At 63.1% G+C, this 26,936-nt stretch carries 22 protein-coding genes and 1 riboswitch; of the genes, 10 read left to right on the forward strand and 12 right to left on the reverse strand.

The features are described 5' to 3' along the window. Nucleotides 1-40: 40 nt before the first annotated feature. Nucleotides 41-409: a winged helix-turn-helix domain-containing protein gene (locus FFS21_RS12590; protein ID WP_237380483.1), complete on the reverse strand. Its 369-nt coding sequence runs from the start codon at nt 407-409 to the stop codon at nt 41-43. A 68-nt stretch (nt 410-477) separates the two neighbouring features. Here FFS21_RS12590 and FFS21_RS12595 point away from each other — a divergent pair, with 68 nt between their 5' ends. After that, nucleotides 478-1,611, forward strand: a complete 1,134-nt coding sequence (locus FFS21_RS12595) for a substrate-binding domain-containing protein (RefSeq protein ID WP_249359349.1) — start codon at nt 478-480, stop codon at nt 1,609-1,611. A gap of 65 nt (nt 1,612-1,676) precedes the next feature. Here the strand turns inward: FFS21_RS12595 and FFS21_RS12600 are convergent, their stop codons facing one another. After that, nucleotides 1,677-2,981 carry a sensor histidine kinase gene (locus tag FFS21_RS12600; RefSeq protein ID WP_137925182.1) on the reverse strand — a complete coding sequence of 435 codons (1,305 nt, stop codon included), beginning with the start codon at nt 2,979-2,981 and terminating at the stop codon, nt 1,677-1,679. A 45-nt stretch (nt 2,982-3,026) separates the two neighbouring features. Next, complete coding sequence (gene cqsA, locus FFS21_RS12605) at nt 3,027-4,322, reverse strand: alpha-hydroxyketone-type quorum-sensing autoinducer synthase (protein WP_137925183.1); 1,296 nt, start codon at nt 4,320-4,322, stop codon at nt 3,027-3,029. A gap of 378 nt (nt 4,323-4,700) precedes the next feature. On the opposite strand from cqsA, the gene FFS21_RS12610 reads away from it, so the two are divergent. From FFS21_RS12610 to FFS21_RS12625, 4 genes are read left to right on the forward strand one after another with little or no spacing between them, the layout of a single operon-like run. After that, nucleotides 4,701-4,973: a hypothetical protein gene (locus FFS21_RS12610; protein ID WP_137925184.1), complete on the forward strand. Its 273-nt coding sequence runs from the start codon at nt 4,701-4,703 to the stop codon at nt 4,971-4,973. Between the two features lie 58 nt (nt 4,974-5,031). Next, a complete protein-coding gene (mdtN, locus tag FFS21_RS12615; RefSeq protein ID WP_171020402.1) occupies nt 5,032-6,018 on the forward strand; it encodes a multidrug transporter subunit MdtN in 987 nt (328 codons plus the stop codon). After that, a complete protein-coding gene (locus tag FFS21_RS12620; protein WP_137925185.1) occupies nt 5,999-7,951 on the forward strand; it encodes an FUSC family protein in 1,953 nt (650 codons plus the stop codon). Before mdtN ends, FFS21_RS12620 begins: the two co-directional genes overlap by 20 nt. Beyond that, nucleotides 7,938-9,470: a TolC family protein gene (locus tag FFS21_RS12625; protein ID WP_137925186.1), complete on the forward strand. Its 1,533-nt coding sequence runs from the start codon at nt 7,938-7,940 to the stop codon at nt 9,468-9,470. Before FFS21_RS12620 ends, FFS21_RS12625 begins: the two co-directional genes overlap by 14 nt. Nucleotides 9,471-9,497: 27 nt before the next feature. Here the strand turns inward: FFS21_RS12625 and FFS21_RS12630 are convergent, their stop codons facing one another. Continuing rightward, entirely contained in the window at nt 9,498-10,127 is a 630-nt protein-coding gene (locus FFS21_RS12630; protein ID WP_137925187.1) for a LysE family translocator, read from the reverse strand. A gap of 279 nt (nt 10,128-10,406) precedes the next feature. After that, nucleotides 10,407-10,793 (reverse strand): VOC family protein, encoded by a 387-nt coding sequence (locus FFS21_RS12635; protein WP_137925188.1) that lies wholly within the window; start codon nt 10,791-10,793, stop codon nt 10,407-10,409. A 181-nt stretch (nt 10,794-10,974) separates the two neighbouring features. Between FFS21_RS12635 and FFS21_RS12640 the strand changes: the two genes are divergently transcribed. Together FFS21_RS12640 and FFS21_RS12645 are read left to right on the forward strand one after the other, a co-directional pair. Beyond that, a complete protein-coding gene (locus tag FFS21_RS12640; protein ID WP_137925189.1) occupies nt 10,975-11,787 on the forward strand; it encodes a MetQ/NlpA family ABC transporter substrate-binding protein in 813 nt (270 codons plus the stop codon). Between the two features lie 32 nt (nt 11,788-11,819). Then, nucleotides 11,820-12,635, forward strand: coding sequence for a MetQ/NlpA family ABC transporter substrate-binding protein (locus tag FFS21_RS12645; protein ID WP_137925190.1), 816 nt, complete (start codon nt 11,820-11,822; stop codon nt 12,633-12,635). An 18-nt stretch (nt 12,636-12,653) separates the two neighbouring features. On the opposite strand, the gene FFS21_RS12650 is transcribed toward FFS21_RS12645, so the two are convergent. Next, the gene (locus FFS21_RS12650) at nt 12,654-13,556 is read right to left on the reverse strand and encodes a LysR family transcriptional regulator (RefSeq protein ID WP_171020403.1); all 903 of its coding nucleotides are present in this window, start codon (nt 13,554-13,556) and stop codon (nt 12,654-12,656) included. A gap of 110 nt (nt 13,557-13,666) precedes the next feature. On the opposite strand from FFS21_RS12650, the gene FFS21_RS12655 reads away from it, so the two are divergent. Both FFS21_RS12655 and FFS21_RS12660 read left to right on the forward strand, forming a co-directional pair. Next, a complete protein-coding gene (locus tag FFS21_RS12655) occupies nt 13,667-14,662 on the forward strand; it encodes a Bug family tripartite tricarboxylate transporter substrate binding protein (protein WP_171020404.1) in 996 nt (331 codons plus the stop codon). Nucleotides 14,663-14,675: 13 nt separating this feature from the next. Further along, nucleotides 14,676-16,106 (forward strand): N-acyl-D-amino-acid deacylase family protein, encoded by a 1,431-nt coding sequence (locus tag FFS21_RS12660; protein ID WP_137925192.1) that lies wholly within the window; start codon nt 14,676-14,678, stop codon nt 16,104-16,106. 22 nt (nt 16,107-16,128) lie between these two features. Here the strand turns inward: FFS21_RS12660 and cobW are convergent, their stop codons facing one another. From cobW to FFS21_RS12680, 4 genes are all read right to left on the reverse strand, one after another. After that, a complete protein-coding gene (gene cobW, locus FFS21_RS12665) occupies nt 16,129-17,193 on the reverse strand; it encodes a cobalamin biosynthesis protein CobW (RefSeq protein WP_137925193.1) in 1,065 nt (354 codons plus the stop codon). Between the two features lie 20 nt (nt 17,194-17,213). Next, the gene (locus FFS21_RS12670) at nt 17,214-19,436 is read right to left on the reverse strand and encodes a TonB-dependent receptor (protein WP_137925194.1); all 2,223 of its coding nucleotides are present in this window, start codon (nt 19,434-19,436) and stop codon (nt 17,214-17,216) included. Between the two features lie 33 nt (nt 19,437-19,469). Then, a riboswitch (cobalamin riboswitch) is annotated at nt 19,470-19,716 on the reverse strand. Nucleotides 19,717-19,816: 100 nt separating this feature from the next. Further along, nucleotides 19,817-21,481: an ABC-F family ATP-binding cassette domain-containing protein gene (locus tag FFS21_RS12675; protein WP_137925195.1), complete on the reverse strand. Its 1,665-nt coding sequence runs from the start codon at nt 21,479-21,481 to the stop codon at nt 19,817-19,819. A 254-nt stretch (nt 21,482-21,735) separates the two neighbouring features. After that, complete coding sequence (locus FFS21_RS12680; RefSeq protein ID WP_137925196.1) at nt 21,736-22,668, reverse strand: MBL fold metallo-hydrolase; 933 nt, start codon at nt 22,666-22,668, stop codon at nt 21,736-21,738. Nucleotides 22,669-23,129: 461 nt separating this feature from the next. Here FFS21_RS12680 and FFS21_RS12685 point away from each other — a divergent pair, with 461 nt between their 5' ends. After that, entirely contained in the window at nt 23,130-24,635 is a 1,506-nt protein-coding gene (locus tag FFS21_RS12685; RefSeq protein WP_137925197.1) for an aminotransferase class V-fold PLP-dependent enzyme, read from the forward strand. 15 nt (nt 24,636-24,650) lie between these two features. Here FFS21_RS12685 and FFS21_RS12690 read toward each other — a convergent pair whose 3' ends face one another. Continuing rightward, the gene (locus FFS21_RS12690; RefSeq protein ID WP_137925198.1) at nt 24,651-25,187 is read right to left on the reverse strand and encodes a ProQ/FinO family protein; all 537 of its coding nucleotides are present in this window, start codon (nt 25,185-25,187) and stop codon (nt 24,651-24,653) included. A gap of 206 nt (nt 25,188-25,393) precedes the next feature. Continuing rightward, nucleotides 25,394-26,815, reverse strand: a complete 1,422-nt coding sequence (pdxR, locus tag FFS21_RS12695; protein ID WP_137925199.1) for a MocR-like pyridoxine biosynthesis transcription factor PdxR — start codon at nt 26,813-26,815, stop codon at nt 25,394-25,396. Nucleotides 26,816-26,936 lie beyond the last annotated feature (121 nt).

The following is a 26,936-nucleotide window of genomic DNA, read 5'->3' on the forward strand; positions in this document are numbered from 1 at the left end:
ATAAGAGACAGGCGCCGGACGAACGTCCGGCGCTGGAAACTCAGTTCAGCAGTTCGAGCAGGGATTCAATCTCGCTGGCGCAGGCGCGGGCAGCGATGGATTCGATGCGGCGATACAGGTCGATAACCGCTTCACCTTCCTTTGTGAGGACGGTGCCACCCCGCGCATCGCCGCCATGTTCGGAGACAACAGCCGGACTCCGCATCGCGGCGTTCAAATCCTGCACCAGCAGCCAGGCACGCCGATAAGACATCTGCATGCTGCGCGCTGCAGCGGAAATGGACCCATGATCCCGAATAGCTTCAAGCAGCGAGATCTTGCCGGGGCCGATGGCGATGACGTCCGCAACGGTCACCCGCATGCGAAACCTGACCTGGGCCTGGTTTTTGGTTTCCGGTTTTTTTGCCATGGCGGGCAGTCTACTGCATCCCATCCCGTGGGAGTGCGCTGTGCTGCTTCAGTGGCATCGATCGTGTCATGCTCCGCCGTTATATCCAGTGGTATATTTCGGGAACCGCGCTGACCCGGATACCTATCGCCATGAAGTTCCGCTTCGAATTGTCACCGTCCATCGATCTCGCTGAAGGCCCGCAGCCGGCTGGCAATGTGTTCAGCCTGCTGGGCGCCATTCGCGAAACCGGCTCGTTGCAGCAGGCTGCGCTGCGCGTGGGGCTTTCCTATCGCTACGCATGGGGCTCGATCCGCCACTGGGAGAGCCTGTTCGATCGCAGCATCGTCACGATGCAACGGGGCAAGGGCGCCGAACTGACGCGCTTCGGCGAGAGCCTGCTGGTGGCGGAAAACCGGGTCCGGGAAGTTGTCGAGCCGGTCATCGAATCGGCAGCGGCGGAATTCCACCGGTATCTGGGCGATTCCCTGACGTCGCGCACGCAGGTGCGCTTCTCCGGCAGGCCAGATGCGGCGATCGACGTCATGAAGGATTCGCTTGCGATTGGCGAGGCCGATATGTCGCTCGATACCGTGTTCTGCGGTGCCGTGGATGGATTGATCTGCCTGCACGAACGTCAGGCGGAGCTGGCGGGTTTCCACGTGTCGCCGGTCCATCAACCGGGCACGCGGCTTCATGCTGCGTTCAAGCCCTGGCTCAAACCGTCGGACGTGCGACTCGTGCGCGTGGCATGGCGCGATCAGGGACTCATGATGGCGCCGCGACTCGCCAGATCGGTCAAAAGCGTGGCGGACCTGGCCTCGCCCGAGATCCGCTTTATCAATCGTGAACGTGGTTCCTCCACGCGCGCACTGTTCGATCAGGTGGTGACGTCGGGCGGTGTCCATGCCGAGCGAATTGCCGGCTACGAGCGCTATGCCTTCGGCAATCGAATGGTGGGAGAGGCCGTGCAGCACGGAGAGGCCGATGTAGGCTTCGGCCTCCGGTCCACCGCCGAGACGCTCGGCCTGCACTACGTGCCGTTGACGCGCGAAGCGTATTACTTGGCCCTGCGCAACAGCGACCGCGACGCAGCATGGGTCACGGCGCTGCTCGATATGCTCCGGTCAGAACAGGTGGCTGGCCAGATCAGCGCCATTCCGGGCTATCAGCCGGAGCCTTCGCTGCGGCTGATGCCCGTGCATGAAGCCTTGCCCTGGTGACAGAGAGCCGGGCACGGGCGCAGGTCGCGCCGTTCGCAGACGCGGCGATAGAAGAATTTGGAGACTCAGCCTTTCGGCCGCGGAAACTGCAACTCGAACTCCGTGAACTCGTGTTCGACGGAGCGGCATGAGATCGACGCATTCCAGCTACGCAGCACGTCGCGGCAGAACGCCAGGCCGATGCCGGTTCCCCGGTGCGCCGGGTACGAGAAAAATGGCTGGAACATCTTGGCCAGTACGTGCGGCGGCATGCCCGTGGCGGTGTCGCGGAACACCACGCGGATGCCGGTTGGAGTGCCTTCGCAGCGGATGCGGATGTCGCCCTTGCCGGCCCGGCGAATGGCCTCCAGTGCGTTTTTTGTCAGGTTGGTGATGACGAGTGCGAACAGTTGCGCGTTGCCCATCACCAGCATGGGCTCGCACGTTTCAATCGTCACGATGTGCTGATGCTCGGGTTCGAATGGAAAGCGCTCGATGCTCTCGCGGACCGCGCTGCCGATATCGAACAGTTCCTGTCGCGCTGATCTGGGGTCCTTCGAATTGGCCACTAGTAGCTCGATGCTGCTATTCACATGGGCGATGTCGGCTTGCAATCGCGCCACTGCCTGCAGCAATGCCTCGCGCTGGGGGGCGCCGGCGTCCAGCGCGGCAGGCAGGCGGTTGCGTAGCGCGGTGGCCGTCATGCCGAGGCTGGTCAGCGGTGTGCGCAGTTCATGCGCCACGGTGGCCAGCGCCACGGCCATCCCGCGACGCTTCTGTTCCATCAGAAGCTGACGGTCGAGCTTGATGACCACCAGCACGGCAATCACGAAGGCGATGATCGGGATCTGCAGCAGCAAGGATGCCCAGGGTATGCCGGCCATGGAGTGGCCCGCGAGGACGAACATCGCAAATGCACCCGCAGCGCCTGCAATCAGGGCGATGGTCGCAAACGCCGCACTGAAGTGGTACAGCACCACCACGGCGATGATGACGGATTCCGCCCAGACCAGCGAGCCGTGATTCTCCAGGTAGAAAAAGATAAAGGCGAACGGCATCCCGACCGTTATTGCAAACAGGGCATACGCAGGCAGCCACCGTTTGTGCGAGAGCGCCGAGGCAAACAGCAGCGGCACGAACAGCGCCGTGCATATCAGCCTCAGCCAGATGTTCTCGTACGGTTGCGGAAAGACATAGGACCAGATGACGAAGTACAGCGGATGGCCGAGCACACCCAGCGCACCCACCATCTGGATGCGCCGCAGCCGCATGACGCTCTCTTCGTCGAGCAGTGTGGTGCGCGACGCCGACTCGAACACAGCCCGCCATAACTTCATGGCAGGCCGTGTCTGCGGTGCGTCGCCGCTTGCTTGCTCTTGCGTGGCTTCCATCTCCAGCGTTGTCTCCTGGATCCTAGAGGGTTCGGGCGCTTTCGTTCAATGTTGTTGCTCGTCTTTCCCGCGGCTCGCCGGCTGCGTGTTGCGGGGAACGCGGTGCGCGCGGCGCGTGGACGACCATTCTGCCAGCCTGACCTCGTCCCGGATCTCCGCAAGCACACTGATCAACCGGTCGATATCCGAAGCGGCTAGTTTCGCATGCAGAGTAAGGCGCATCAATGCCCTATTCTTGGGGGTGGCCGGCGAGCAGAATACCGCGCCGAAAATGCCGCGCCGCTGCAAGGCATCGCGCAACACCATGACCTGTGGCTCGGTGCCCGCCTCCAGCCCGATGATCTGCTCGGACCCGTCACTGATGTTGTAGCCTAGTTCGGCAATCGCGGTACGCGTATGGCGCGTGATCGCATGCAGGTCGGCGCGCCGGTCGTCCGCTGCCGCAATGAAATCCGTGGCGGCATCGAACCACGCAATCTCATGCCGCAACAGGCCAGAACTGAAAATGGCCGGCCGTGCTTCCACGGCAAAAAAGTCCTTGAACGCCGTGGAGCAGGTCACGAATCCGGCCCGCCCCGCAAATGCCTTGGCCAGCGATGCCGTCCTGAAATGCACGCGCTCCGAGAGTCCGAGTTCCGGCACCAGGCCGCCGCCGGACGGCCCGTGCGTGCCGAGCGCGTGAGACTCGTCCACCACAAGTACCGATCCCGATTGCTCCGCCACCTCGACAAATTCGCGGATGGGCGCGACGCTGCCCGTCGTGCTGTAGACCGAATCCACCATGATGACGCCCGGACCATTGCGCTCGATCTGCCGCGCTGCATGGCCAAAGTCGTTGTGGCGAACCGGCACGGCGGTGGCGCCTGCCGCGCTGATACCTTCCCACAGCGAAGCGTGCCCATTCGTGTCGATGTACACCGGCACGCCGGGGCCGGCAATGCATTGCACCAGTCCCACGTTTGCCGCCCAGCCCGACTGTGCGATCAAGCCATCCTCCGCCTGCATCAATGCGGCCAGCTTGCGCTCGACGCGCTGCTGGGGGGTGTCGCCGTGGCGGAAGACGGAAGACATCAGCAGTTCGGGCTGTTCGTCGAGCAGCGCGCGGGCCTGCGCCTGCACCAGCGGCGCCTCGCCCAGCAGGCAGAGATAGTCGTTGCTGCTCAGGTGAAGGGCATCCGGTCCCGGGGTCCGACCATGCAGCAGATGATCCCCTCCCCACAACGTGCCCATCCGGTCGATGAAATGCGTGTCCATCCGGGTAGAGATCCAGGCCGGAAGCGGCGCGGATTTGCTGCGACTGACAGAATTTGTCAGGTGTTGGTGAAGATCGGAAAACGACATCGGATTCCCTCCAGGTCGTAACTGCCAGGGTTAAAGGTGAAAAACGAGTGAAAAAGCGTGTTGAGAAAGCTTGAGGCTTACAGAGGTAACGCACAGTGGGCCCTCCTGCCTATTGGTACGAACCGAGGGAGTCCCCGATAAGAAACGTCGCCAAATCACAACATCAGGAACGTTTCACCCCCGGCAATCACCGGGAATCTCCTGATCTTGACGAATAACGGGACGCGATCACGCCAAGCTTGATTCCGCCAGGCAGATCATGCGTCGTGGCAGGTCAAGTCCAGCATGGATTAACGCCCGAGCCCGTTCGACGGATACCAGACAATCCGAAAGTGGCGCTGTTATATTGCCAACACCGATTCTGCCGCTCCACCGCCCATGGCACGCCCGTTTGCATTGGTTGCGTTGATTGCGTTGGCTACTTCCCTGCACGGTTGCGCAGGCGCTCCCTCCATTGGTCTGTTCGGGGCGTATTTCCCGCTCTGGCTGTTGAGTGCGCTGGCTGGCATTGCTGGTGCCGTCGTGGCCTGGCGGGTATTCATCGCAACGGGACTGGTTGAAACGGTCCCGTTTCAACTGCTGGTCAACACAGCGATTGGCCTGATGATTGCCGAAATCGTCTGGCTGATCGGGTCGGGACACATTCCATGAAAATGGCTGGCACCCCCGTCGTCCCCTGCGCGGGAAACTGATCGCGCTGGCTATCGTAATGCTGGCCGTTCTCCTGTCCGTCTACGCCTGGCAACGCACGGCACGCTATCCATCCTCCGACGATGCTTCGCTGGACGCCGATATGGTGCACGTGGCATCGCCCGTGGGTGGCCGCATCGCCCGCATCCTGGTCACGGAAAACCAGCACGTAAAAAAGGGCGAGGTCCTGTTTGAAATCGATCCGGTGCCTTACCGGCTGGCCGTGGAGCAGGCCCAGGCAGATCTGGCCCTTGCGCAGGCCACGCTGGGCACGCGCCGGCGGGCCATCGGCAGTGAGCAGGCCACCGCATCGGTGGCGTCCGAGCAAATCGCCCGCGCGGAGCAGAATTACGCGCTGACGGTGCGCACGGTAGAGCGCCTGCGCCCACTGGCCGCCGATGGCTACGTACCGAAGCAGCAATTGGACCAGGCCGAGGTGGCCAAGCGCGACGCGGCGGTATCACTGAGGCAGGCACAGACACAGCGGGCCGGTACGGCGCAGGCGGTAGGCAAGGATGACGATGCAATCGCCACTGTGCGTGCCCGCGAGGCCGCATTGGCCATCGTGCTGCGCGCACTCGACGACACCGTGGTCCGCGCGCCGCACGATGGCCGTATCAGTGGGCTGAACGTGTTGTCGGGCGAAGTGGTCCTCCCCAACCAGTCCCTGTTCCTGCTCGTGCATACCGGCGAATGGTTTGCCGTCGCCAACTTCCGCGAAACCCAGCTTGCCGATATCCATATCGGCGATTGCGCCACGGTCTATTCGATGATCGATCGCCGCCACGCATTGCGCGGTACCGTGGAAGGCATCGGCGTGGGCATTACCGATACCGACCGGATCAATCTGCCGCGTGCGCTGCCTTATGTGCAGCCCTCGGTGAACTGGGTGCGCGTGGCGCGCCGTTTCCCGGTACGGATCAAGCTCGATGAACCGCCCGAGAGTCTCGCGCGGGTAGGTGCCAGTGCAACCGTAGAGGTGCGCCATGGCGCCGCCTGCCGCTGAACCATTGCGTCGCCGCCCGCGTGACCTGGTCGCGCTGCTCGCACCATTCCCGGGACGCACTGCCGCTACGACTCGCATCGCAGCGGCCAGCACGCTGACGGTACTGATTTCGGCGATGTACGGCACCCCCGAAGCCGCCATCTCCGCCTACGTGATCTTCTTCATCAATCGCGCGGACCGCACCAGCAGCATCGTGATGAGCGTGGCGGCGCTGGTACTGGTCAGCATCATCATTGGCCTGGTGATCCTGCTGGCGGATTTCACCGTCGATAACCCGATGCTGCGCGTGGCATGCATGGCTCTGGTGTCAGCCGCGCTGTTGTTCCTGACTTCGGCCAGCAAGCTTCGCCCGATCGGTGCCATCCTCGCCATGATCATCGGCTTCGGGCTCGACGAGCTTGAACTCGTCCCCGCCGGCGAACTCGCCACGCGCGCGCTGCTGTACGCGTGGCTGATGGTGGCGATTCCCATTGGCGCGAACGTGGTGGTCAACCTCGTCATGGGACCGTCGCCACGCCAACTGGCATGCGACCGGTTGGCACAATGCCTGCGCGTGGCAGCGCAAGCATTGCGTGCAGGTCATGCGCGCTCGGATGTGCCCCCTGATGGCGTGCAGCCCGTGGCCGGCTGGTTGAAGCTCGCCAGGTTGGAAGGCACCGTCAACGCTGCGGATTATCGGGCGCTGCAACAGGCGGCGACATCGACGACGGCCATCCTGATGGCTGTCGATGTGACCGGCCGGGAACCGGCTGCGCAGTTGCCGCGTGGGTTTGCGATGCCGATGGCCGATACGGTTGATGCCATGGCGAGCATGCTGGAGAAGGGCGGGTATCCCGTGGAGATTGAAGTGCTGATGCCAGACGCCAGCCTGCTGACGCCGGTGCAGCAATCCATCGTCGCGGCCTTGCGATCGGCCATCGAGGGCTATGCAGAAGGTATCGAAGAGAAGTCTCCCACTTCACTACAGGCCGAAAAAACCGGCGGTTTCCTCGATGCCGACGCCTTCACGGATCGGTCCCACATCCACTACGCGCTCAAGACCACGGGCGCTGCCATGTTCTGCTATTTGCTCTATCAGCAGTTGAATTGGCCGGGCATTCATACGTGTTTCATCACGTGCTACCTGGTGTCACTCGGCACCATGGCGGAGACCGTAGAGAAACTGACGCTACGCCTGACTGGCTGTCTGGTGGGCGCGGTCGCCGGCACAGCGGCCATCGTCTACGTGGTGCCCGAGTTGACCTCGGTGGGTGGACTGCTGACGCTGGTGTTCGTGGGAACGTGGCTGTCGGCATGGGTCGCGCAGGGATCGCCGCGCATTGCCTATGCAGGCTTCCAGATCGCGTTCGCGTTCTACCTCTGCGTGATTCAGGGCGCGGGACCCGGCTTCGACCTGACCATAGCGCGCGACCGTGTCATCGGCATCATCATCGGCAATCTGGTGGTCTACCTCGTGTTCACGCGGATCTGGCCCGTCAGTATCGCCTCGCGTATCGAGACAGGTTTCGTCGCCTTGCTGCGCCAGTGGCAGCAACTCGTTGATGCACGTCCGTCGAGCGCACGGCGTCAGCACGCTATCGCTGCGCTCGCCCTGCAGGGGAGTGTCGCGCAGGATCTTCAACTGGCGCGATACGAGCCGGCTTCGGTCGGCCCCGGTACGGACTGGATCGAAGATCGGCGCAAACAACTAAGTGTGCTCGATGCCATCGCCGGCCCTTTGTTCTTGCTGGCGGAACGATGTCCCGGCGATCCGGCCATTGCGGATCGGCTTCGCCGTTTGCAATCGATGGATGCACCAATCCCAACCACTGGTCATACGGCGTCAGCATCCGCCGATGACACGCATTCGGTGCTCCTCGCCATGGTCGATCGATCGATGGCCAGACCTTCTCCGGGCGATTCCACCTCATCTCCATCCCATGCGCAAACCTGAGCTGCTGGCGCTTTCGATGATCGTCCTGGCCTTGAGCGGATGCGCGACATCCTCGCTCGATCTCGCGCCGCCGCAACCGGATCGTCCGTGGCAACCCACGACAACGGCCACTGGCGAAATCGTCGCGGGCGCTGCTGCGACAGCGGCGCCGCAAGACAAACCTTCCCGTTACACGCTACCGGCCAATAGCGCACTGGCCACGATTGCCCCTCCATCGCAGCTCGACCCGACGCACGCCTATTCGCTGCCCGAACTGATCGATCTGGCGGAATCGTCGAATCCGCTGACGCGTATCGCGTGGAACGATGCGCGCAATGCGGCACTGGCTGCGGGAATCGCGCGCAGCACTTATCTGCCGCATATTTCGGCGGCGGCGATGGGCGGCTATCAGAACGGGCACTTGTCCACGCCAACGCCTCTGGGGCAGGCGGGTGCCGATGTGTCGCACCATGGCGCGGTATCGGTGCTGTCGCTGCAATGGTTGCTGTTCGATTTCGGCGAAAGGGCTGGCATCGTGGAGGCGGCGGAGCAAACCACGGTGGCGGCCAATATCGCGTTCACGGCGTTGCACCAGCGCATCATCCACGATGTCAGCGTGGCGTACTACCGGTTCCAGGCAGCCCGCTCGCGCTCGGCAACTGTCGAGCAGGCCATGAGCAATGCCGATGCGGTGCTTGTTGCAGCCAAGGCGCGCTTCGATCGCGGACTAGGCACGGTAGTGGAAGTTGCTCAGGCCACCCAGAACCGGGCGCAAACCAATCTGGCGATGGTGCAGGCTCAGGGCGCCCAGACCGACGCCTATCTCGGGTTGATCACTGCGATCGGCATCTCGCCGCTATCGAAGCCACGCATCGCGGAGATGCCCGTGCGGACACTGTCTCCTGCGCTGAGAAACTCCGTCGAGCAGATCGTCGAGAACGCGATTGCGCAGCGACCGGACGTGTTGGGTGCATACGCGGTGGAGCGCGCCAATCAGGCGCGGGTGAGGGCGGCCGAAGCGGCGTTCCTGCCGAAGGTGTTTGTATCCGGCTTCGTTTCGTATGCATCGGGCGGCTCGGCGATTACCGCGATTCCCCCAGTCGGCCAGCAGCCACCGACGGTCAACCTCAACGGCTATCGCTACGGCAACAGCGTGTTCCTGGGCGTGACCGTACCGATCTATGACGGTGGCCTGCGCTCGGCAACGCTGGCGCAGGCGCGTAACGATGTGGACAGTGCCTCGGCAAGACTGACGCGTGCCAAGGAGGAATCGGTACGACAGGTAGTGGTCAGCCAGAGCGCGCTGGAAACAAGCCTGGCAGCGTACGACGCCGCCCGCGCATTGGCCGACGCTGCGCAAACCACCTACAACGCCGCATTCGCGGCATATCGGAAGGGCGTGGGCACCATCACGGAAACCAACCTCGCGCAAAACCAGCTACTGCTGGCACGCAATGCATCGGCCGACGCCTACAGCGGCGCGCTCGCTGCCGCGGCGGGACTGGCACTGGCGACGGGCTCGATAGGGAACGGGCGGTAGGGGTGTGCCGCGTTTGCGGCGTTGCGTTTACAGCTTCTCGGTAGCGAGCTTGGCGCCCAAGCTCACAAACATCGCTCCCATCAGCTTCGTCATCCAGGCGGAAATGGTTGGACTACGTCGAAGGATCGCGGTCATCTTGGACGCGACGAAAACGTAGATGACGCTGGTCGCGATACCCACCATGTTGCCCGTCACACCAAGAACAACGAGTTGGGTCATCGCATCGGAATCCTGTGCGCTCACGAACTGAGGAAGCAACGCAATGTAGAACAACGCGACCTTGGGATTCAATACATCGCTGAGAAATCCCTGCCAGAAGATGCGTCGTAGCGCAGTTTTCTGAACGCCAACGTCCTCCGGAAGAGCGAATCCGCCCTTGGCCCTTATGGCTGTCCATCCGAGATAGATGAGATACGCAGCACCTGCAAATTTCACTACAGCAAATGCTGTCGCAGATGCCAGGATCAACGCAGACAATCCGGTGATTGCGGCGAGCAAATGGACGTACGCGCCGAGATTGATACCCAATGCCGCACTCAAGCCAGCCGCGCGTCCTTTGGCGACCGTCTGGCCCAAAAGGAAGAGCATGTCAGGTCCGGGCACAAGGCAGAGCACCACGCTGGCGCCGATAAACAGCATGTAGGTGTGGATACTCACGGCACACTTCCCCCCCGAACCGGAACAGATGCCAATGTAGCAAACGTATCGCGGAAGCGGACGCCCATGAAGAGGGGTATGGCAAAACACAGCGTATGCGAAATGCCTTCGTCCTTTGCTATGCGCTCCCCTCTCCCATGTCAGTGGGAGAGGGGTGGGGGAGAGGGCATGCGCTTCAATTTGCGACGTGTTGGTGATTGCACCGCTAGCCCTCTCCCCCAGCCCCTCTCCCGCGTTGCGGGAGAGGGGAGACCACACGCTGTATTGATCCCGCCTGCGTCACGCAGGCAGATGACAGACCGCCTCGATATTATGGCCATCCGGATCGAGCACGAATGCACCGTAGTAGTCAGGGTGATAGTGCGCCCGGATACCAGGGCCACCGTTGTCGCGGCCGCCGGCCGCAATGGCAGCCTGATAGAACGCATCGACCATCGCCCGGCTATCCACCCGAAACGCCACATGAATCGGCGGCTGGTTCGGCGTACCCCGGCTGATCCAGAACTCCGGCTTCGCCGGCGGCCCGAAACCCGCCACATCCGTATGCCCGGTCACTCTGGCCGGTATCTCCATGACCTTGACCATGCCGATGGCACCCAGCGCCGCCGCATAGAACGCAAGACTCTTCACATAGTCACTGACTGATATGCCGGTGTGGTCGATCATGGGGTGCTCCTGGGTAGGGGATATCGGGTGATTGCTGCCCGGCGATTATAGGGTGGGCGACCCTCCCATATACGTTCCCCGCATATCCCCATGACGATTTGCAGCTTCGTTGCGCACCCATGCCTCCATACAATGGCCCCACGCAGCGCACGCTGCCAACGATCAGAAAGATGGGAGCCACATGAGGACGTTCAGAGGGGTCAAACTGCTTGCCGGGTTGCTGGCTTTTGGTGTCATGCAGGCGTCGTACGCCGCCGATGCTGACCGGAAGGAAATTCGCTTTGGGGCGACGGCTGGGCCGTATGCAGATCAGGTGCGGTACGGCATCAAGCCGATCCTGGAGAAGCGTGGCTACAAGGTGACGATCATCGAGTTCAGCGACTACGTGCAGCCGAATCTCGCGCTGGCCGATGGTGCCATCGATGCCAATGCGTTCCAGCACGTGGTGTATCTCAAGAAGTTTTCAGCGGACCGCAAGCTGCAGTTGTCGGAGCTGATCCAGGTGCCGACGGCGCCGATCGGCATCTACAGCCAGAAGCACAAGTCGCTGGCCGAGGTGAAGACGGGCGCGACGGTGTCGCTGCCGAACGATCCGACGAATCTGGCGCGTGCCGTGGCGATCCTGCAGCAGATTGGCTGGGTCACGCTCAAGCCGGGGACCGACTCCGTACGCGCGAGCGAGCGCGATATCGAGGGCAATCCGCACAAGCTCAAGCTGATCCAGCTCGAAGCCGCGCAGTTGCCGCGTTCGCTGGACGACGTGGACTACGCCTTCGTGAACGGGAACTTCGCGCTGGCGTCGGGATTGAAGCTGACGTCGTCGCTCGCGCTGGAGAAGATTCCCGACTACTACATGAACCTGGTGGCGGTGCGGACCGATGACCTGAACAAACCGTTCGTTGCCGACATTCGCGATGCCTATCGCTCGACCGAGTTCAAGACCGTCACGCAGCAGCGCTTTGCTGGCTTTGTCACGCCGGCTTACCAACGCTGAAACCACGCTAATCCAGAACACGAAGGAATCGCATGCGACGCCGCAATATCATCCAGCTTGTCTCCGCCATTGCATTGGCCGTGGCCGGCGCCAGTACGACCAGCGCGGCATTGGCCGCTGAGCAGACCGTCCGCCTCGGCACCATGAGCGGCCCCGACGCGCAGATCTGGGAAGTGGTCAAGACCGTGGCCAAGCGCAAGGGCCTCGATGTCAAGATCGTCGAGTTCAACGACTACGCGCAACCGAATGCCGCGCTCGATGCCGGCGATCTCGACGCCAATGGCTTCCAGCACCAGCCGTTCCTCGACAGCCAGATCCAGGCACGCCACTACAAGATCGTCAACGTGGGGCTGACCTATGTGGCGCCGATGGGCTTCTATTCGCGCAAGCTCAAGTCGCTCAACGACTTGCCCGTGGGCGCCAAGGTCGGTATCCAGAATGATCCGTCAAACGGCAATCGCGCGTTGCGCCTGCTGCAAGCCAATGGCGTGCTGAAACTGAAGCCGGGGACGGGGGAGAGCGGCAAGAACGCCACGCCGCTCGATATCGCTTCGAACCCGAAGAAGCTCAAGATCGTGGAACTCGACTCGGCGATCCTGCCGCGCTCGCTGGATGACCTGGCCGTCGCGTCGATCAATACCGACTATGCGGTCAAGGCCGGCCTGCAGCCCACGCGCGACGCGATTGCCGTCGAGGACCTGAAGGGTCCTTACGCCAACCTTATTGCCGTGCGCGAGCAGGACCGCAACAAGCCGTGGGTGAAGGAACTGGTAGCCGCCTATCAGTCGCAGGAAGTGCGCGACTTCCTGGCGACGCAGTTCAAGGGTTCGATCCTGCCGGCGTTCTAAGCTGGCTGCGGCATCCGTCTACCCCAATCGTCGCGCCAACAACCATTCCCGCAGCACCCGCACAGCGGGCGCGCCCATACGCTCGCGGCGGCGCACCAGGTAGTAGCCACGTTGCGACGGCAGCGATGGACGATTCAGTTGCACGACACGTCCTTCGCGCAGACTGTCAGCACATGCGTAGTCAGGCACCAGCGCCGCGCCCAGCCCGGCCTCGGCAGCCTTGAGCGCAAACGTCACGAGGTTGTACTCCGTGCCGCCGGGCAGCGGAAGCTCGATCCCATCATCGAGGTCGCGCAGATAGCTCGCCCACGAACTCGGCGCAGTGGTGTGGTACAGCAATGGGAGGGCGGCGATGCGCGCCGCTGACATCGGCAGTCGACCGGACACGAGTTCACGCGATGCCACAGGCAGGGTGCGGACGCTGTGCAAGAGGTCGGCATGCTCGTCGTCGAGACCGTTTTCCGCAAAGACGATGGCCGCATCGAGCCCCGCATCGCGCAGCGATACGGCCCCGATATGATTGGCAACGTGAATGCGAATCTCGGGATGCGCCGCCGCAAAGCCGCACAGGCGCGGCATCACCCATAGCAGGCCGAACGTGTTCGGCACGGACAGGCGCACTTCGCGCATGCGCTGGGCGGCACCGGAGGTGGCGACGGTTGCCGCCTCCAGTTGATCGAGCAGGGGACGGATACGCGCGAGGTAAGCGGCGCCCTCGTCGTTCAGTGTCAGCCGTGCGTTATTGCGATCGAACAGCGCTGTGCCCAGAAAGCCTTCCAGATCCAGAAGCTGCTTGCTGACCGCGCCTTGGCTGAGGCCCAGTTCATCTGCCGCCGCCGTCACGCTGCCACGACGCGCGATGGTCTCGAACGTGTTCAGGTTCACCACGGAGGGAATGTGACGCCGGGCAGGATGTTTCATGTCATCAAAAAAAGGAATGGATGCTTGCCGAAACTTCGATATACATCGACATGTGCGTGGGCGCACCATAGCGCGTTCCTACAGAGTTTGCACGCCCCGAGAGGTTGACGATGACGACATCCCCGAGACACAAAGCCATTGAATTTCTTAAAGCCGGCGCGATTGCGGCCGTGATGCTGACGGCCGGTGCCGCACAGGCCGCCGATTGGCCAGCCGGCAAGCCCATCACGCTGATCGTGCCAGCCGCAGCGGGCAGCACGCCCGACCAGTCGAGCCGCAAGCTGGCGCAATACCTGGGTGAAAAACTCGGCACTTCCGTAGTGGTGGACAACCGCCCCGGCGCAGCAGGCAGCATCGCCATGCAGACACTGGTGCGCAGCAAGCCGGACGGCTACACCATTGGCTTCGGCAACATCGTGACGATGGCGATCAACCGCAGCCTGCTGGCGCGTCCTGGCTATGACGCGGACAAGGATCTTGTACCCGTGAGTGCGACTACGACCGTGCCGAACATCCTGGCGGTCAATGCAGGATTGCCGATCCGCAGCGTCAAGGAACTGATTGACTACGCACGCAAGAACCCCGGAAAGCTGACGATGGGCTCGGGCGGTAATGGCACTACCAGTCACCTCAGTGGCGAAATGCTTCGGGATCAGGCGCATATCGACTTCCGCCATATTCCCTACCGGGGCGCTCCGCAGGCGCAGATCGATGTCATCAGCGGCCAGGTGGATTTCATGTTCGACAACGTGCCGTCGATCCTTTCCGCGGTGCAGGGCAACAAGCTGCGCGCCATTGCCGTGACCAGCAAGTCGCGACTGCCGGTACTGCCGAATGTGCCGACGATGGATGAATCCGGGCTGCCCGGTTTCGAGGTCAACGCATGGGGCGGCATCGTGGCGCCCGCCGGTACGCCGCGCCCCGTGGTAGAGCGTCTTAACCGCGAGATCAATGCGTATCTGCAACTGCCCGCGACGCGCAAGGATGCCGAGCAGAACGGTTCGGTCGTGGTGGGTGGATCGCCCGAGGCGTTCGCGCAGATGATTGCGAAAGAAAGCCGCAAATGGGGCGATCTGATCCGCAAGGCCAATATCAAACTCGACTGATCGGGAGTTCACCATGTTCGATTTGATATTGCGCGGCGGCGATGTGATCGATGGCACCGGTGCTGCGCGCTACCGTGCCGATGTGGCAGTGCAGGGCGGAGAGATCGTCTTCATTGGCGATGCCGTGGGCCAGCGCGCCCATCGCGACCTTGACGTAGCCGGGATGGTAGTTGCGCCGGGCTTTATCGATAGCCATGCGCACGATGACCGTGCCGTGCTGGAGATGCCAGGCATGGCGCCGAAGATTTCGCAAGGCGTGACCACGGTGGTGAACGGTAACTGCGGCATCAGCCTGGCACCGTACAAGCAGAGTGGCGGCGATCCGCCGTTGCCGCTGCGTACCGTCGATCCGCAATGGCGCTTCGCGGCGTTCGGCCATTATCTCGATGCACTCGATGCCACGCCTGCAGCGGTCAACGTCGCTTCGCTGGTTGGTCATACTGCGTTACGTGCCGTGCATCAGGCAGACCTGGATCGTCCCGCCACGGAAGCGGAAGTCGCGGCGATGCGACAAGCCGCGAATGCCGCGCTGGAGCAGGGCGCGATCGGCATGTCCACGGGCACGTTCTATCCGCCTGCAGCCTCGGCACCCACCGAGGAAATCATTGGCGTGGGCCGCGACCTGAAACAGTTCGGTGGCGTCTATGCCACGCATATGCGCACCGAAGGCGACGGTGTGATCGAAGCCATCGAGGAATCGGCGCAGATTGCACGCGCGCTCGATGTCCGGCTGGTGATTTCGCATCACAAGGTTATCGGCAAGCCCAACTTCGGACGCACGCGCGAAACGTTGGCACGCATCGGTGAACTGGGGCGCAGCCAGAAAATTTGTCTGGATTGCTATCCGTACACGGCGTCGTCGTCCCTGCTGCGCGCGGAGCGACTGGCCATCAGCGATGAAATCCTGATCACGTACTCACGTTCGGAGCCGAAGAGCGCGGGCCGCAAGCTGTCGGATCTGGCGCAGGAATGGCAATGCTCGCGCGCCGAGGCGCTGGCCCGCGTGATGCCCGGCATGGGCATGTACTTCTTCATGGACGAAGGCGACGTACAGCGCGTGCTGGCGTATCGCGACACGATGATCGGCTCCGACGGCATACCGTCGGACGACTATCCACATCCGCGCCTGTGGGGTACGTTCACGCGTCTGTTGGGACACTACAGCCGCGATCTTGGGTTGCTGACGCTGGAGCAGACCGTACACAAGATGACGGGCATGACCGCGCATGCGTTCGGGCTGGCGGGGCGCGGCGAGATTCGGGAAGGGCATGCCGCCGATATCACCGTGTTCGATCCGCGCACGGTGAAAGAGGTGGCGACCTATCTCGATCCGCGGCAACCTTCCGCCGGTATCGCCCACGTATTTGTGAACGGGCAGGCGGTGTGGGAGCACGGCGCCGCCACCGGCACTCGGCCGGGGCAGAGCCTGCGGCGCCGTACTTGACGCGCTACCTCAACGCGCTACCTCAACCAGCCAGCGCAGCATCCAGCGCAGCCTGCAGGACTTCGCCGTCGAGGTCCTGCCCGATCAGCACCACACGCGTACCCTTCGGCTCTTCGGCCCGCCATGCGCGGTCGAAGTAGCTGTCGAAGCGTTGGCCCACGCCATGCAGCACCAGCCGCATCGGCTTGCCGGGCAGTTCGGCGAAACCCTTCACACGATAAATCGTGTGGTTGCCCACCAGCTTCTGCAGCGCGGCGATCAGCGCGTCACGATCGACAGTGCTAGCTTCCACGACCACGGAGTCGAACTCGTCGTGATGGTGATCGGCGTGATCCGGATCATCGGCGTTGCCATGGTGATCCACGCGCAGATGGATCGTGTCTTCCGACGCGCGATTGAGACCCAGCAGGCTGTTCACATCGAGCGAACCGGCCTGCGCCGGGACGATCTTCACTTCCGCAGGAATCTCCGGACGCACCAGTGCTTCGACGGCGGCGATCTGCGCAGCGTCCATCATGTCGATCTTGTTCAGGATCACCAGATCGGCGCTGGCAAGCTGATCTTCGAACAGCTCGTGCAGCGGCGATTCATGATCGAGGTTCGGATCGGCGCGGCGTTGTTCGTCCACTGCGACGGGATTCGCTGCGAACTGACCGGCTGCGGCAGCGGGACCATCGACCACGGTCACCACGGAATCCACGGTAAAAGCATTGCGGATGCTGGGCCAATGGAACGCCTGCACCAGCGGCTTGGGCAATGCCAGACCCGACGTCTCGATCAGCACATGATCGATCTGGTCGCGACGCTCCAGCAACTGCTCCATGACGGGGAAGAACTCTTCCTGCACCGTGCAGCACAGGCAGCCATTGGCCAGTTCATAGAGTTGGCCCGTAGGTTCGCCCGCATCGTCGCAGCCGATGCCGCAGCCCTTGAGAATCTCGCCGTCGATACCCAGTTCGCCGAACTCGTTGACGATCACGGCGATGCGGCGACCGTTGGCGTTATCCAGGATATGGCGCAGCAGGGTGGTCTTGCCGCTGCCGAGAAAGCCGGTGACGATGGTTGCAGGGATTTTCGAGGTTTGCATGGAATTGCCCTCTCTGGGCCTCAGAAATAGAAGTTAGCGGACAGCTCCGCCGAACGCGGACGTCCCAGCAGCCACTGCTGGCCGCCATTCGAAAACGACTCCGCGTAGTCGCGGTTGAACAGGTTATAGACGCGCAGCGTCAATGCTGCCTGCTTCGATACGCGCCATGACAGCGCAGTATCGACGGTGGTATAGCTTGGCACGCGTACCCGGTTGGCGGTATCGGCGTAACGGCCGCCCACGTAACGCAGGCCCGCGCCGAGCGTCCACTGCGGCACGAAGTTCCACGTCAGCCAGGCATTGGCCGCCTGCTGCGGCACGCTGGTCGGCACGTTGCCGGAGCGGGATACGAGCGCGCCGCTCACCACCTCGTTGAAATCGTCATAGCGCGCGCGTAGCACCGTGCCGTTGACGTCGAGGCGCAGGCCACGCAGCACTTCCACACTGGCCGACGCTTCCAGCCCGCGCGACGACTGCTCGCCTACCTGCTGCGTGATCGTCGGATTCACGGGATCGCGCGAGAGCAGATCTTTCTTGCGAATCTCGTAGGCCGCAAACGTCCATTCGCCGCGATTGCCCCAGAACGCCTGTTTCACGCCCACTTCCACCTGCTTGCCCGTGGCAAGGTTGAAGTTGCGCTGCGCATCGCTCGTGGTGATCAGCGCGCCCAACGGATCGGTGGCCGTCGCGTATTGCGCGTAGACCGAGACGCTCGGCGTGAACTGATACACCGTGCCCACGCGCCAAGTGGTGTTGGCGAAGGTCTTCTCCCAACCGGTGTTGGCGATCAGATCGGTGCGATACAGCTTGGCATGATCGAAACGCACGCCACCGATGACAGACCACTGCGGCGTGAACGCGATGCGGTGTTCGCCAAACAGCGCGTATTGCGTGGTGTTGGAGCGCGTGCGCGGCGACGTCACGATGCCCGGCGGGCTGAAGAACATCCCCGGATCGAAGTCGTACGCATTGACCGTGGAGCTGCCACCGTATGGCGAGTTGTTCGAATGCGTGAAGTTGATCTTGTTGATGTCGAAGCCGACGGTCGTGGCGTTGTCGAGACCGAACAGCTTGCTCTTGACCGTCATGTCCGCACGGTTGCCCACCTGTTCCTGGTCATGCAGGATTTCGAGGTAGTCGCCACGGCGCACCTGCGAGGTGGCCGGCAGGTACGTATAGGTCTCGCTGTCGCGCCAGTGGCGATGGCTGGTCAGGTAGTAGAACTGGTTGCGCACCGTGACGCGATCGTTTGGCGTCCATTCGGCATTCAGGCGCGTCCAGCGGTCCCGGTAGCTGATTTCCGCATCGCCGACGTTGTAGTTTTTCTTGCGCAGCGAAGTGTCCAGGCTGCCGTTGACCAGCGGCGTGCCGAGGTACTGCTGCGGATGCTGCGTGCCATCGTCATAGGACAGCGTCAGGTTGAAATCCGGATTCACATCGAGACGCACCGATGCCGATACCATCAGGTTGTTCGAATCGCCGCGATCCACCCATCCCGCCGAGCGGTTGTAGGCCGTGGCAAAGCGGTACGAGAGGTTGTCATTCACTTTGCCGCCACTGTCGAACGCGACGCGTGCGGTTTTCTCGGTGCCGCCCGCGATCTGCAGTTCGTTCTCGATGGGGCCGCGAATCGGTTTCTTCTGCACCACGTTGACCACGCCGCCGATGGCGCCTTCGCCATACATGACCGATGCGGGGCCGCGCAGCACTTCGATGCGATCGACGGACCACGTATCGAACGGGAACGTCACCGTGCCCGATGCCACGTACATGCGCGTGCCGTCGAGCAACTGCATGACCGAGCCCTGGCCCGCGAAACCGCGTGCGGCCAGTGCCGTGCCGCCGTTGCCAGGTGCCGGGTTGGCCGTGATACCGGTGGCGCGGGTCACGGCCTCGCGTACGGACTGGTCGCCACGCGCGCGGATGGTTTCACCGCTCAATACTTCCACGCTGGCCGGTGTTTCCAGCGGCGTCAGGCCAAGGCGGCTGCCCGTGAACTCGGGTTTCGACAGAGACAGTCCCGGCAATGCGGTCTCGCTGACCGTGACGGCGGGCAGGGTCTTGTTGTCGGACTCGGATGCGGATTCCTGTGCGAACGCGCAGGGAATGTTGAAACTGGCGACAGTGCCGACGGAGGCAACAGATGCGACGAGCGCACGCGAGCGCCGTCCACGCGCGGTACGCGACGAGAATTCAGCCGTGCGCGAGCGGCCAGCGGGATGCGCAGACAGGTTGTATTTCATCGTGAAGCCGGACGACCCCGTCCGGACAATAGGTGTCGATGATGACAACAGGCCGGTATCCGGGCTCGCAGGCTGGAAACTGATGTTTCCGGGACACCATCGCCTTCCCGCGGCAGTGAAGCTGCCACAGTGACCGTCGATCCGACAAACTCAGGATCGACTTGATGGTTCCCAAACCTGCTTACCGTTGCGGGGGCAGCACAGGCTTCGCCGCGAAGGGCGGCATTCCTGTTTCCCGTTTAACCCATGAATGACTCACAGGCACCTGCATCACGTACGGCACGCAAGGGGTGCGTGCCGCGGGCCGCATTTTACTCCTATTGTTTGCTCCCCTCTCCCGCCATGCGGGAGAGGGGAGCAACACCGGCCCGCCAACCGCGTTAGGCTGCGGCGGCTTCCTCGCGCATGCGGCGCGCTTCGTCGCGCAGGAACTGCTGGTAATCGTCCAGGTCGCCGTCGAAAGGCTCGACGCCGCCCTTGGTCACCAGCCAGAACTCGTCGCACACGGCGCGCAGCAGGGCGCGATCGTGGCTGACCAGCATCACCGTGCCTTCGAATTCATTGAGCGCCATGCCGAGGGCTTCGCGGGTGGACAGGTCCAGGTGGTTGGTCGGTTCGTCGAGCAGCAGCAGGTTGGGGCGCTGCCACACGATCATGCAGAGCACCAGCCGCGCCTTTTCTCCGCCGCTCATCGTGCCCACGGCCTGGTGCACCATGTCGCCACTGAAATTGAAGGAGCCCAGGAAGGTGCGCAGCGCTTGCTCGCCACCGCTCTGGCCGGGGGCGCGCAGATGCGGCGGCGTGTCCTTGGCCAGGCGAATCATGTGCTCCATCGGCGTGTCCAGCGGCCGCAGCACGTCCAGTTCCTGCTGCGCGAAGTAGCCGATATTCAGGCCCTTGCCCTCGCTGATCTCGCCGGTGATGGGTTCCAGCGCGTGCGCCACCGTCTTCACCAGCGTGGACTTGCCCTGGCCATTGGCACCGAGAATGCCGATGCGCTGCCCGGCCAGCACGGAGCGGTTGATGCCCTTGACGATGACGGTGGGCGGCGTGCCCGGCTGCGCGCCCTCCGGCGCCGGATAGCCGAAGCTCGCATCGAGCATCGACAGCAACGGGTTGGGGATATTGAGCGGTTCCTTGAACTCGAACGTGAACTCCGCATCGGCCAGCACCGGCGCGATCTTCTCCATGCGTTCGAGCGCCTTGACCCGGCTCTGCGCCTGCTTGGCCTTCGATGCCTTGGCCTTGAAGCGGTCGATGAACTTCTGCAGGTGCGCGATCTTTTCTGCCTGCTTGGCCACGGCGGCCTGCTGCAGCACAAGCTGCTCGGCGCGCATGTCTTCGAACTTGCTGTAGTTGCCGCCGTAGCGCACCAGTTGCTGGTTATCGACGTGCACGGTTACCTGCGTCACTGCATCGAGGAATTCGCGATCGTGGCTGATTACGACCATCGTGCCCTGATACCGCTTGAGCCACGCTTCCAGCCAGACCAGGGCGTCGAGGTCCAAGTGGTTGGTGGGTTCGTCGAGCAGCAGCAGATCGGACGGGCACATCAGGGCACGCGCCAGTTGCAGCCGCATGCGCCAGCCGCCGGAGAAGCTGTTCACCGGCTGGCTGAGTTGCGCCGCGCTGAAGCCCAGGCCCAGGATCAGCGCCTGGGCACGCGCCGGTGCGTCGTGTGCGCCGGCATCGTGCAAGGCCATGTAGGCGTGCGCCATGCGCATGCCATCGTCGCTGGCCTCGGCCTCGGCCACTTCTTTCTGCGCGGCCAGCAGCACCGTGTCACCTTCCACCACGAAATCGGTCGCGCTCTGCTCGGTCTCGGGCATGTCCTGCGCAACCTGGCCCATTTTCCAGGACGGCGGAATCGAGAATTCGCCGCTGTCTTCATGCAGCGTGCCATTCAGCAGGCCGAAAAAGGACGATTTGCCGGCGCCATTGCGGCCAACGAGCCCAATTTTTTCGCCAGGGTTGAAAGTGACGGACGCGCGGTCGAGCACGACATTGACGCCACGGCGCAGCGTGACATTACGGACGGAAATCATAGGAGCGGCTTCGGAGAGGACACGCATGATAGCCGACCAGGCGGTGCAGGGCTGTGTCTTTCTGGCAGGAGACCTCTGCCGCCCACCCATCGACACCCCAGAAAAAGCGTCGCTAGCCGCACTCCGATGCCACAACGCATGGAGTCGCACGCTACAAAAAACGCCGCGCGTCTTGTGAACGCGCGGCGTATCGAACACCACAAGTACTGACTATCCGCCGGAGCGCGACGGGTAAGCCGGGATCCGTCAGTGGATCAGTAGTCCCACTGCACCGGCACGAAGCGGAACTTCTTGCCATCCTTGGCAACGTGTCCGATCGACGGGAAGGCCACGTGTGCGGCGGCCAGCATCGACCCCGTTTCGGCGGCTTCGTTCAGCAGCGCGATACGGACTTCCGTGGCCACTTCGGGTTCGTGTTCGAAGCCGTTTTGCCAATCGGGATTGTGGAAGCCCACTTCGAAGATCGCGTCGCCCACGAACGTCAGCTTCTCGCCCTTGGATGCCACGTCCACCACGCAGTGACCCGGCGTATGGCCTCCGGTCACGCGTGCTGACACACCCGCAGCCACCTCCACGGTCTGGTCGAACTGGACGATGTTCTCGCTGTAGAGCTGCACGAACGTATTGGCGGCCTTGCGCAGCGCGGGCGGCACCGCTTCCGGCATCACCGTCTTGCTGAAGTCCGGGTTCTTCCAGAACTCCACTTCCGCGGCTGCCACGTGGATGCGCACGTCAGGACGCAGCTTGGCCTTGACGCCGTCGTTGTTCAGGCCGCCCACGTGGTCCATGTGCATGTGGGTGATCACGATATCGGTGATGGCAGCCAGGTCGATCCCCGCCGTCTCCAGGCGCATCACCGAGCGGCCGGCACGCGAGAAGTATTCGAAGCCGTCGCCCACGCCCGAGTCCACCAGGATCAGGCGGTCGCCGCTGCGTACCAGGGCGATGTTCAGCGCCCAGTCGAACATGTCACGTTGCAGGAAGCGATCGTCGAACCATTGGTTGCGGTCCGATTCGGACACGTTGGTAGACATGGTGGAGGTCGGCAGCGGCAGGACGCCATCGCTGATCAGCACGACATCGACATCGCCCACGCGCACGGCGTAGCGGGAAGACACGAGTTCGCCAGCACTTTCCTTGCCAAGGGCGGCGATCACCGGCTGCACATTGCGGGTTGTTTCGGTCATTTTCAGGTCCTGTTCATCAAGTGGGGTAACCCGCGCTCGGCGGCGGGGTGCAATCCGCTTCATTGCGCGGACATCCTCTCCTCGACAGTCGCGGCGGCTTTCTTTGAAGCTTGTGCAGCTATCGTTGGAACGGATTGTAGGCAGGCAGGACGTGCGCCAGTAGACGCGTGGAAGCGCTCAGCATGTTGAACGGAAGGCAACAATCACCGGAGGGAACGGACCCCGGCGCGCTTCACCTTCTCGCGGCCTCGGCAGGACCGATGCTGACGATCTGTAGGGAAGGCGAGCCGTCGCGGCTCACAGGCCGTCAGTCCGTGGCGCCGCACACGATGCGCCAAATTTTTCTATCGGATGCGTATTCGCTAGCATCGCATGCTACGTAGACGCCGGTCGAGGAGGGATTTTGGAAGCAAGTTCCGGTGCCTTCGTCGTAGCATTTCTATCCTTCTGAAGGATGAACGATGAGCACGGACACTCTGCGGTATTTCGACTATGCGGCCACTACACCGGCGGACCCCCGGGTCATGGAGGCCATGTTCCACTGCCTGGGGCCCGCTGGCGTATTCGGAAACCCTGCGTCGAACACCCACGCGGCAGGGCTGAAGGCAAGGGATGCGGTCGAACAGGCCCGTGCACAGGTAGCCGCGCTCATTGGTGCGGAGCCATCCGAGATTGTCTGGACGTCCGGTGCGACAGAGTCGAACAACCTCGCACTCAAGGGCTTTTTCGATAGCGAGCCGACGCGCCGCCATCTGGTGACCAGCAAGCTTGAGCACAAGGCCATTCTCGATACGGCGTCGCACCTGGGGCAGCTCGGCGTGTCCGTTTCCTACCTCACGCCGGACCCATCGGGCGAGATTTCGCCGGCCGCTGTCAAGGCGGCTTGCAGCCATCACACCGGCCTCGTCTCGCTGATGATGGTGAACAACGAGATCGGCACCCTCACGAATATTGCCGAGATCTCGCAGATCGTTCACGCCGCCGGGGCGCTGCTTCACGTGGATGCGGCGCAAGCTGCCGGCAAGACCGCGATTGACGTGAAGGCGATGGGCATCGACCTGTTGTCGATGTCGGCTCACAAGTTCTATGGCCCGAAAGGCATCGGCGCGCTCTATGTGAGTCGCCAGGCGGCATCGCGCATCGCCTGCCAGATGCACGGCGGCGGACATGAGCAGGGGCTGCGATCTGGCACCCTTCCCACGCACCAGATCGTCGGTATGGGAACGGCTTGCGAGCTGGCGCGTACCGAGATGGCATCGGACAACGCACGCATCGCGCAACTCGGCGAACGCTTGCTGAACGGCGTGCGAGCGTTGGGGGGTGTAACGCAGAACGTCAGTGCCGCGACCCGCATCCCGCATACACTCAGCCTGATTGTGGAACTGCCCAGTTTTCTGCCGAGCATGCTGTCCGACGATCTGGCCATTTCTTCAACGTCGGCCTGCAATTCGGCGGCCGGCAAAGCGTCGCACGTGTTGACGGGCGTCGGTCTGGATGACGATGCCGCGGCGCGCACGGTCCGCCTGAGCCTTGGACGCTTCACCACGGCGGAAGACGTGGATTTTGCAATCGATTGCTTCCGCAAAGCGATGGAACGCTGCAGGGATGTGGGCGCGGGCCTGCCGGGCATGCAGATCAGGCAACTTTCGGATGACATGAGCGTGGCGCCGCAGTTAAGCGAAGCCGACGTGCGCGCGGCGCATGCGCTGGGGTTCCGTTCCATCGTCTGCAACCGGCACGATGGCGAGGCTGCCGGGCAGGTCCAGTTCGAATCAATCGCGGAGGTGGCCAGCTCGCTTGGCATGGCCGCGCACTACCTGCCCGTCAAATCCGGCGATGTCACGGCGGAAGCTGCCGCTGCCTTCGGCGTGCTGATGGCCGAACTGCCGAAGCCCATCCTTGCGTACTGCCGCACCGGAACCCGGTCGGCCACGCTGTGGCATATGGCTGGCACCGGGCAAGGCTGACGGGGCGGCAGGGGACTAGCCGGCGTTCTCGGTAGGGGATTTCTGCCGCCGGTTGCGCAGATGCCGTGCACCGGCAGCTTCGGCTTCCGTGACATGACCGGCAGCGGACCCATCCAGCGCCAGCCTCGCGGCGCCTTCCACCACCGCATCCCAATACCGGATGCCGCGGCACCACATGGAAAGCGCTGCACGAATTTCCTCCTCGCTCATGCGCAGCGAATCCTTCTGCAAAAGAAGGTCCTCGAGCATGCCGACCTTGAGGGGCACTTTGGGAGCTGGCTTCTTGGGAAAAGCGAGAGGGAACTGCTTCTGCAATCGTCCGAGCAGAACCACCGTCGGATCCACGTCATTCTTGGGTGAACGCGTGGTTGCCGGCGCCTTGGGAGGCCTGGAGGCGCGCGACTTGCCGCGCCGCGTCTCCTGGGCAGGGTCTGCCACTTTGGCCTCGGCGGCTGCGCCCGTCTTCGGCGATGGCGTCTTTCGTTGCTGGCCTTGCTCGCGAGCCTTCGCTGCGAGGAGCGCCTTCAAATCTGCTAGTTGTTCGAAACCCATAAGTCACTACCCGTGGAAACTGCGCGCCATTGTAACTGGGTCGGTCCTGCACCTGGAGGACGATGCGTCATTCAGGTGGAAGCCAGCAAATCGACCAGCATCTTCCCGGCCGGCGACAAACGTATCGCGAAGCCGCGCGAGCAGTTGGCGTTAGGCCCAGAATACACACGCGAACACGTTTCATGCTGCGGCTCACCACTGTGGATTCAGCGCATGGATGCAACGATTCTCGCAAGCGTTTCGCACGCGGCATCGAGGTTGTCGAGGCGCAGGTTCGTCGTGCTGAGTAGCAGGCCCTGTTGCGCGTGACTGCGGCGAAGGTACCAGGCCGAGAGGGCCGAAGGCGCGAGGCCGCGCGAGCGGGCAATGTCGACGACAGCGGTGTCGTTGGCGGTCGGTGGAAGCGGTGCGATCAGGCCAAGGCCCGCAGTCAGCGTGCCAGGCAGGAACGCGTTGAGATGGTCCAGCGCAAGACTGCGGCGCCTGGCATAGAGCGTCTTCATCCGGCGCAGGTGCCGCAGAAAGTGCCCATCCTTCAGAAACTCCGTGACTGCCAGTTGGGTGGTTCGGTTCGGAGCCGGCGCCAACGCGGCAGCGACCTCGACCAAACGCTCTGCCACCGAGTGTGGGGCGACGACGAAACCGAGACCCAGCGCCGGGCTGATCGTCTTGCTGAACGCGCCAATATGAACCACGCGCTCCGCGCCTTCACCCGCCGCGAGGGCCGGTGCTGCCCGGCCGTCGATCTGTAGCTCTCCCAGATAGTCGTCTTCGATGATCCAGGCGTTCTTTGTCGTTGCCCAGTCGAGCAAGGCGTGTCTTCTTGCCGGCGACAGGGTCACGCCAAGCGGTGCGTGCTGGCCGGGGGAGACCAGCGCCAACAGGGCGTCTGGCGCGCTGGCGATGCCATCTTCCACGCGCAGGCCCTCGGCATCTACGGGGACGGGTTCCACTTCGGCCCCCATCAGTTCCAGCGCGCGCCTTCCGAGCGGGTAACCTGGCTCCTCTATCCACGCCTTGCGCCCGTGCGCGCGCAGTGCCGTCAGCGCAATCATCAGGCCCTGCCGGTATCCGCTGGTGACGATGATCTGATCGGGATGGCATTGCACGTGCCGGCTGACGGCCAGATAGCTGGCGATCTGGGCCCGTAACCCGGGCTCCCCGCGTGGATCGGCGTAGGTCGTGAACGTGATGGCATCGGTGCGTACGGCACGTGTGCGCAGGCGGGCCCAGAGTTTGGCGGGAAACGCGTCATCGGCGGGTACGCCCATCTGGAACGGCAGCGGAGCGCTCGAATACGGGCGTGTGAACCCTGCCAACGGCCCGTCGAGTGGCGATTCCTCGTCGGCTCGCCCGGCCAGCAACCGCGCGCATACGCGGGTGCCTGCGGAGCCGGCGCCGAGCACCAGGTTCTCGGCAATCAACCGATCGTAGACCACGCGGATGGTGCCGCGCGCGACCCCGAGCTGCGTCGCGAGATCCCGGCCAGACGGCAAACGCTGGCCGGATGCCAGCCGACCGTCGACGATTGCCTGTCGCAGGCTCGCATGGATCTGGTCGCCGATGGGCACGGCTGTGGCACGGTCCACCTGGATGGAAAGCGTAGCGGGCGCATTCGGGTCGGTCATGTTGGATCAGTCGTTTTGGCAGTTTTTGGGTCTGTTGCTCCAATGCCCGGCGGAGTAACGTGGCTTTATGACATGTTCCGCGCCCGGCGTCGATATACGGACCGTGCGCCCTGACTGCTCT

The sequence above is a fragment of the Cupriavidus sp. 2SB genome, assembly GCF_005503625.1.
Classification (GTDB): Bacteria; Pseudomonadota; Gammaproteobacteria; order Burkholderiales; family Burkholderiaceae; genus Cupriavidus.

What these genes read in the sequence shown, in the direction of transcription:
- FFS21_RS12590 (WP_237380483.1), bottom strand. Translation starts at nt 409, where the DNA reads ATGGCAAAAAAACCGGAAACCAAAAACCAGGCCCAGGTCAGGTTTCGC.
- FFS21_RS12595 (WP_249359349.1), top strand. Translation starts at nt 478, where the DNA reads ATGCTCCGCCGTTATATCCAGTGGTATATTTCGGGAACCGCGCTGACC.
- FFS21_RS12600 (WP_137925182.1), bottom strand. Translation starts at nt 2,981, where the DNA reads ATGGAAGCCACGCAAGAGCAAGCAAGCGGCGACGCACCGCAGACACGG.
- cqsA (WP_137925183.1), bottom strand. Translation starts at nt 4,322, where the DNA reads ATGTCGTTTTCCGATCTTCACCAACACCTGACAAATTCTGTCAGTCGC.
- FFS21_RS12610 (WP_137925184.1), top strand. Translation starts at nt 4,701, where the DNA reads ATGGCACGCCCGTTTGCATTGGTTGCGTTGATTGCGTTGGCTACTTCC.
- mdtN (WP_171020402.1), top strand. Translation starts at nt 5,032, where the DNA reads ATGCTGGCCGTTCTCCTGTCCGTCTACGCCTGGCAACGCACGGCACGC.
- FFS21_RS12620 (WP_137925185.1), top strand. Translation starts at nt 5,999, where the DNA reads ATGGCGCCGCCTGCCGCTGAACCATTGCGTCGCCGCCCGCGTGACCTG.
- FFS21_RS12625 (WP_137925186.1), top strand. Translation starts at nt 7,938, where the DNA reads ATGCGCAAACCTGAGCTGCTGGCGCTTTCGATGATCGTCCTGGCCTTG.
- FFS21_RS12635 (WP_137925188.1), bottom strand. Translation starts at nt 10,793, where the DNA reads ATGATCGACCACACCGGCATATCAGTCAGTGACTATGTGAAGAGTCTT.
- FFS21_RS12640 (WP_137925189.1), top strand. Translation starts at nt 10,975, where the DNA reads ATGAGGACGTTCAGAGGGGTCAAACTGCTTGCCGGGTTGCTGGCTTTT.
- FFS21_RS12645 (WP_137925190.1), top strand. Translation starts at nt 11,820, where the DNA reads ATGCGACGCCGCAATATCATCCAGCTTGTCTCCGCCATTGCATTGGCC.
- FFS21_RS12650 (WP_171020403.1), bottom strand. Translation starts at nt 13,556, where the DNA reads ATGAAACATCCTGCCCGGCGTCACATTCCCTCCGTGGTGAACCTGAAC.
- FFS21_RS12655 (WP_171020404.1), top strand. Translation starts at nt 13,667, where the DNA reads ATGACGACATCCCCGAGACACAAAGCCATTGAATTTCTTAAAGCCGGC.
- FFS21_RS12660 (WP_137925192.1), top strand. Translation starts at nt 14,676, where the DNA reads ATGTTCGATTTGATATTGCGCGGCGGCGATGTGATCGATGGCACCGGT.
- cobW (WP_137925193.1), bottom strand. Translation starts at nt 17,193, where the DNA reads ATGCAAACCTCGAAAATCCCTGCAACCATCGTCACCGGCTTTCTCGGC.
- FFS21_RS12670 (WP_137925194.1), bottom strand. Translation starts at nt 19,436, where the DNA reads ATGAAATACAACCTGTCTGCGCATCCCGCTGGCCGCTCGCGCACGGCT.
- FFS21_RS12675 (WP_137925195.1), bottom strand. Translation starts at nt 21,481, where the DNA reads ATGATTTCCGTCCGTAATGTCACGCTGCGCCGTGGCGTCAATGTCGTG.
- FFS21_RS12680 (WP_137925196.1), bottom strand. Translation starts at nt 22,668, where the DNA reads ATGACCGAAACAACCCGCAATGTGCAGCCGGTGATCGCCGCCCTTGGC.
- FFS21_RS12685 (WP_137925197.1), top strand. Translation starts at nt 23,130, where the DNA reads ATGAGCACGGACACTCTGCGGTATTTCGACTATGCGGCCACTACACCG.
- FFS21_RS12690 (WP_137925198.1), bottom strand. Translation starts at nt 25,187, where the DNA reads ATGGGTTTCGAACAACTAGCAGATTTGAAGGCGCTCCTCGCAGCGAAG.
- pdxR (WP_137925199.1), bottom strand. Translation starts at nt 26,815, where the DNA reads ATGACCGACCCGAATGCGCCCGCTACGCTTTCCATCCAGGTGGACCGT.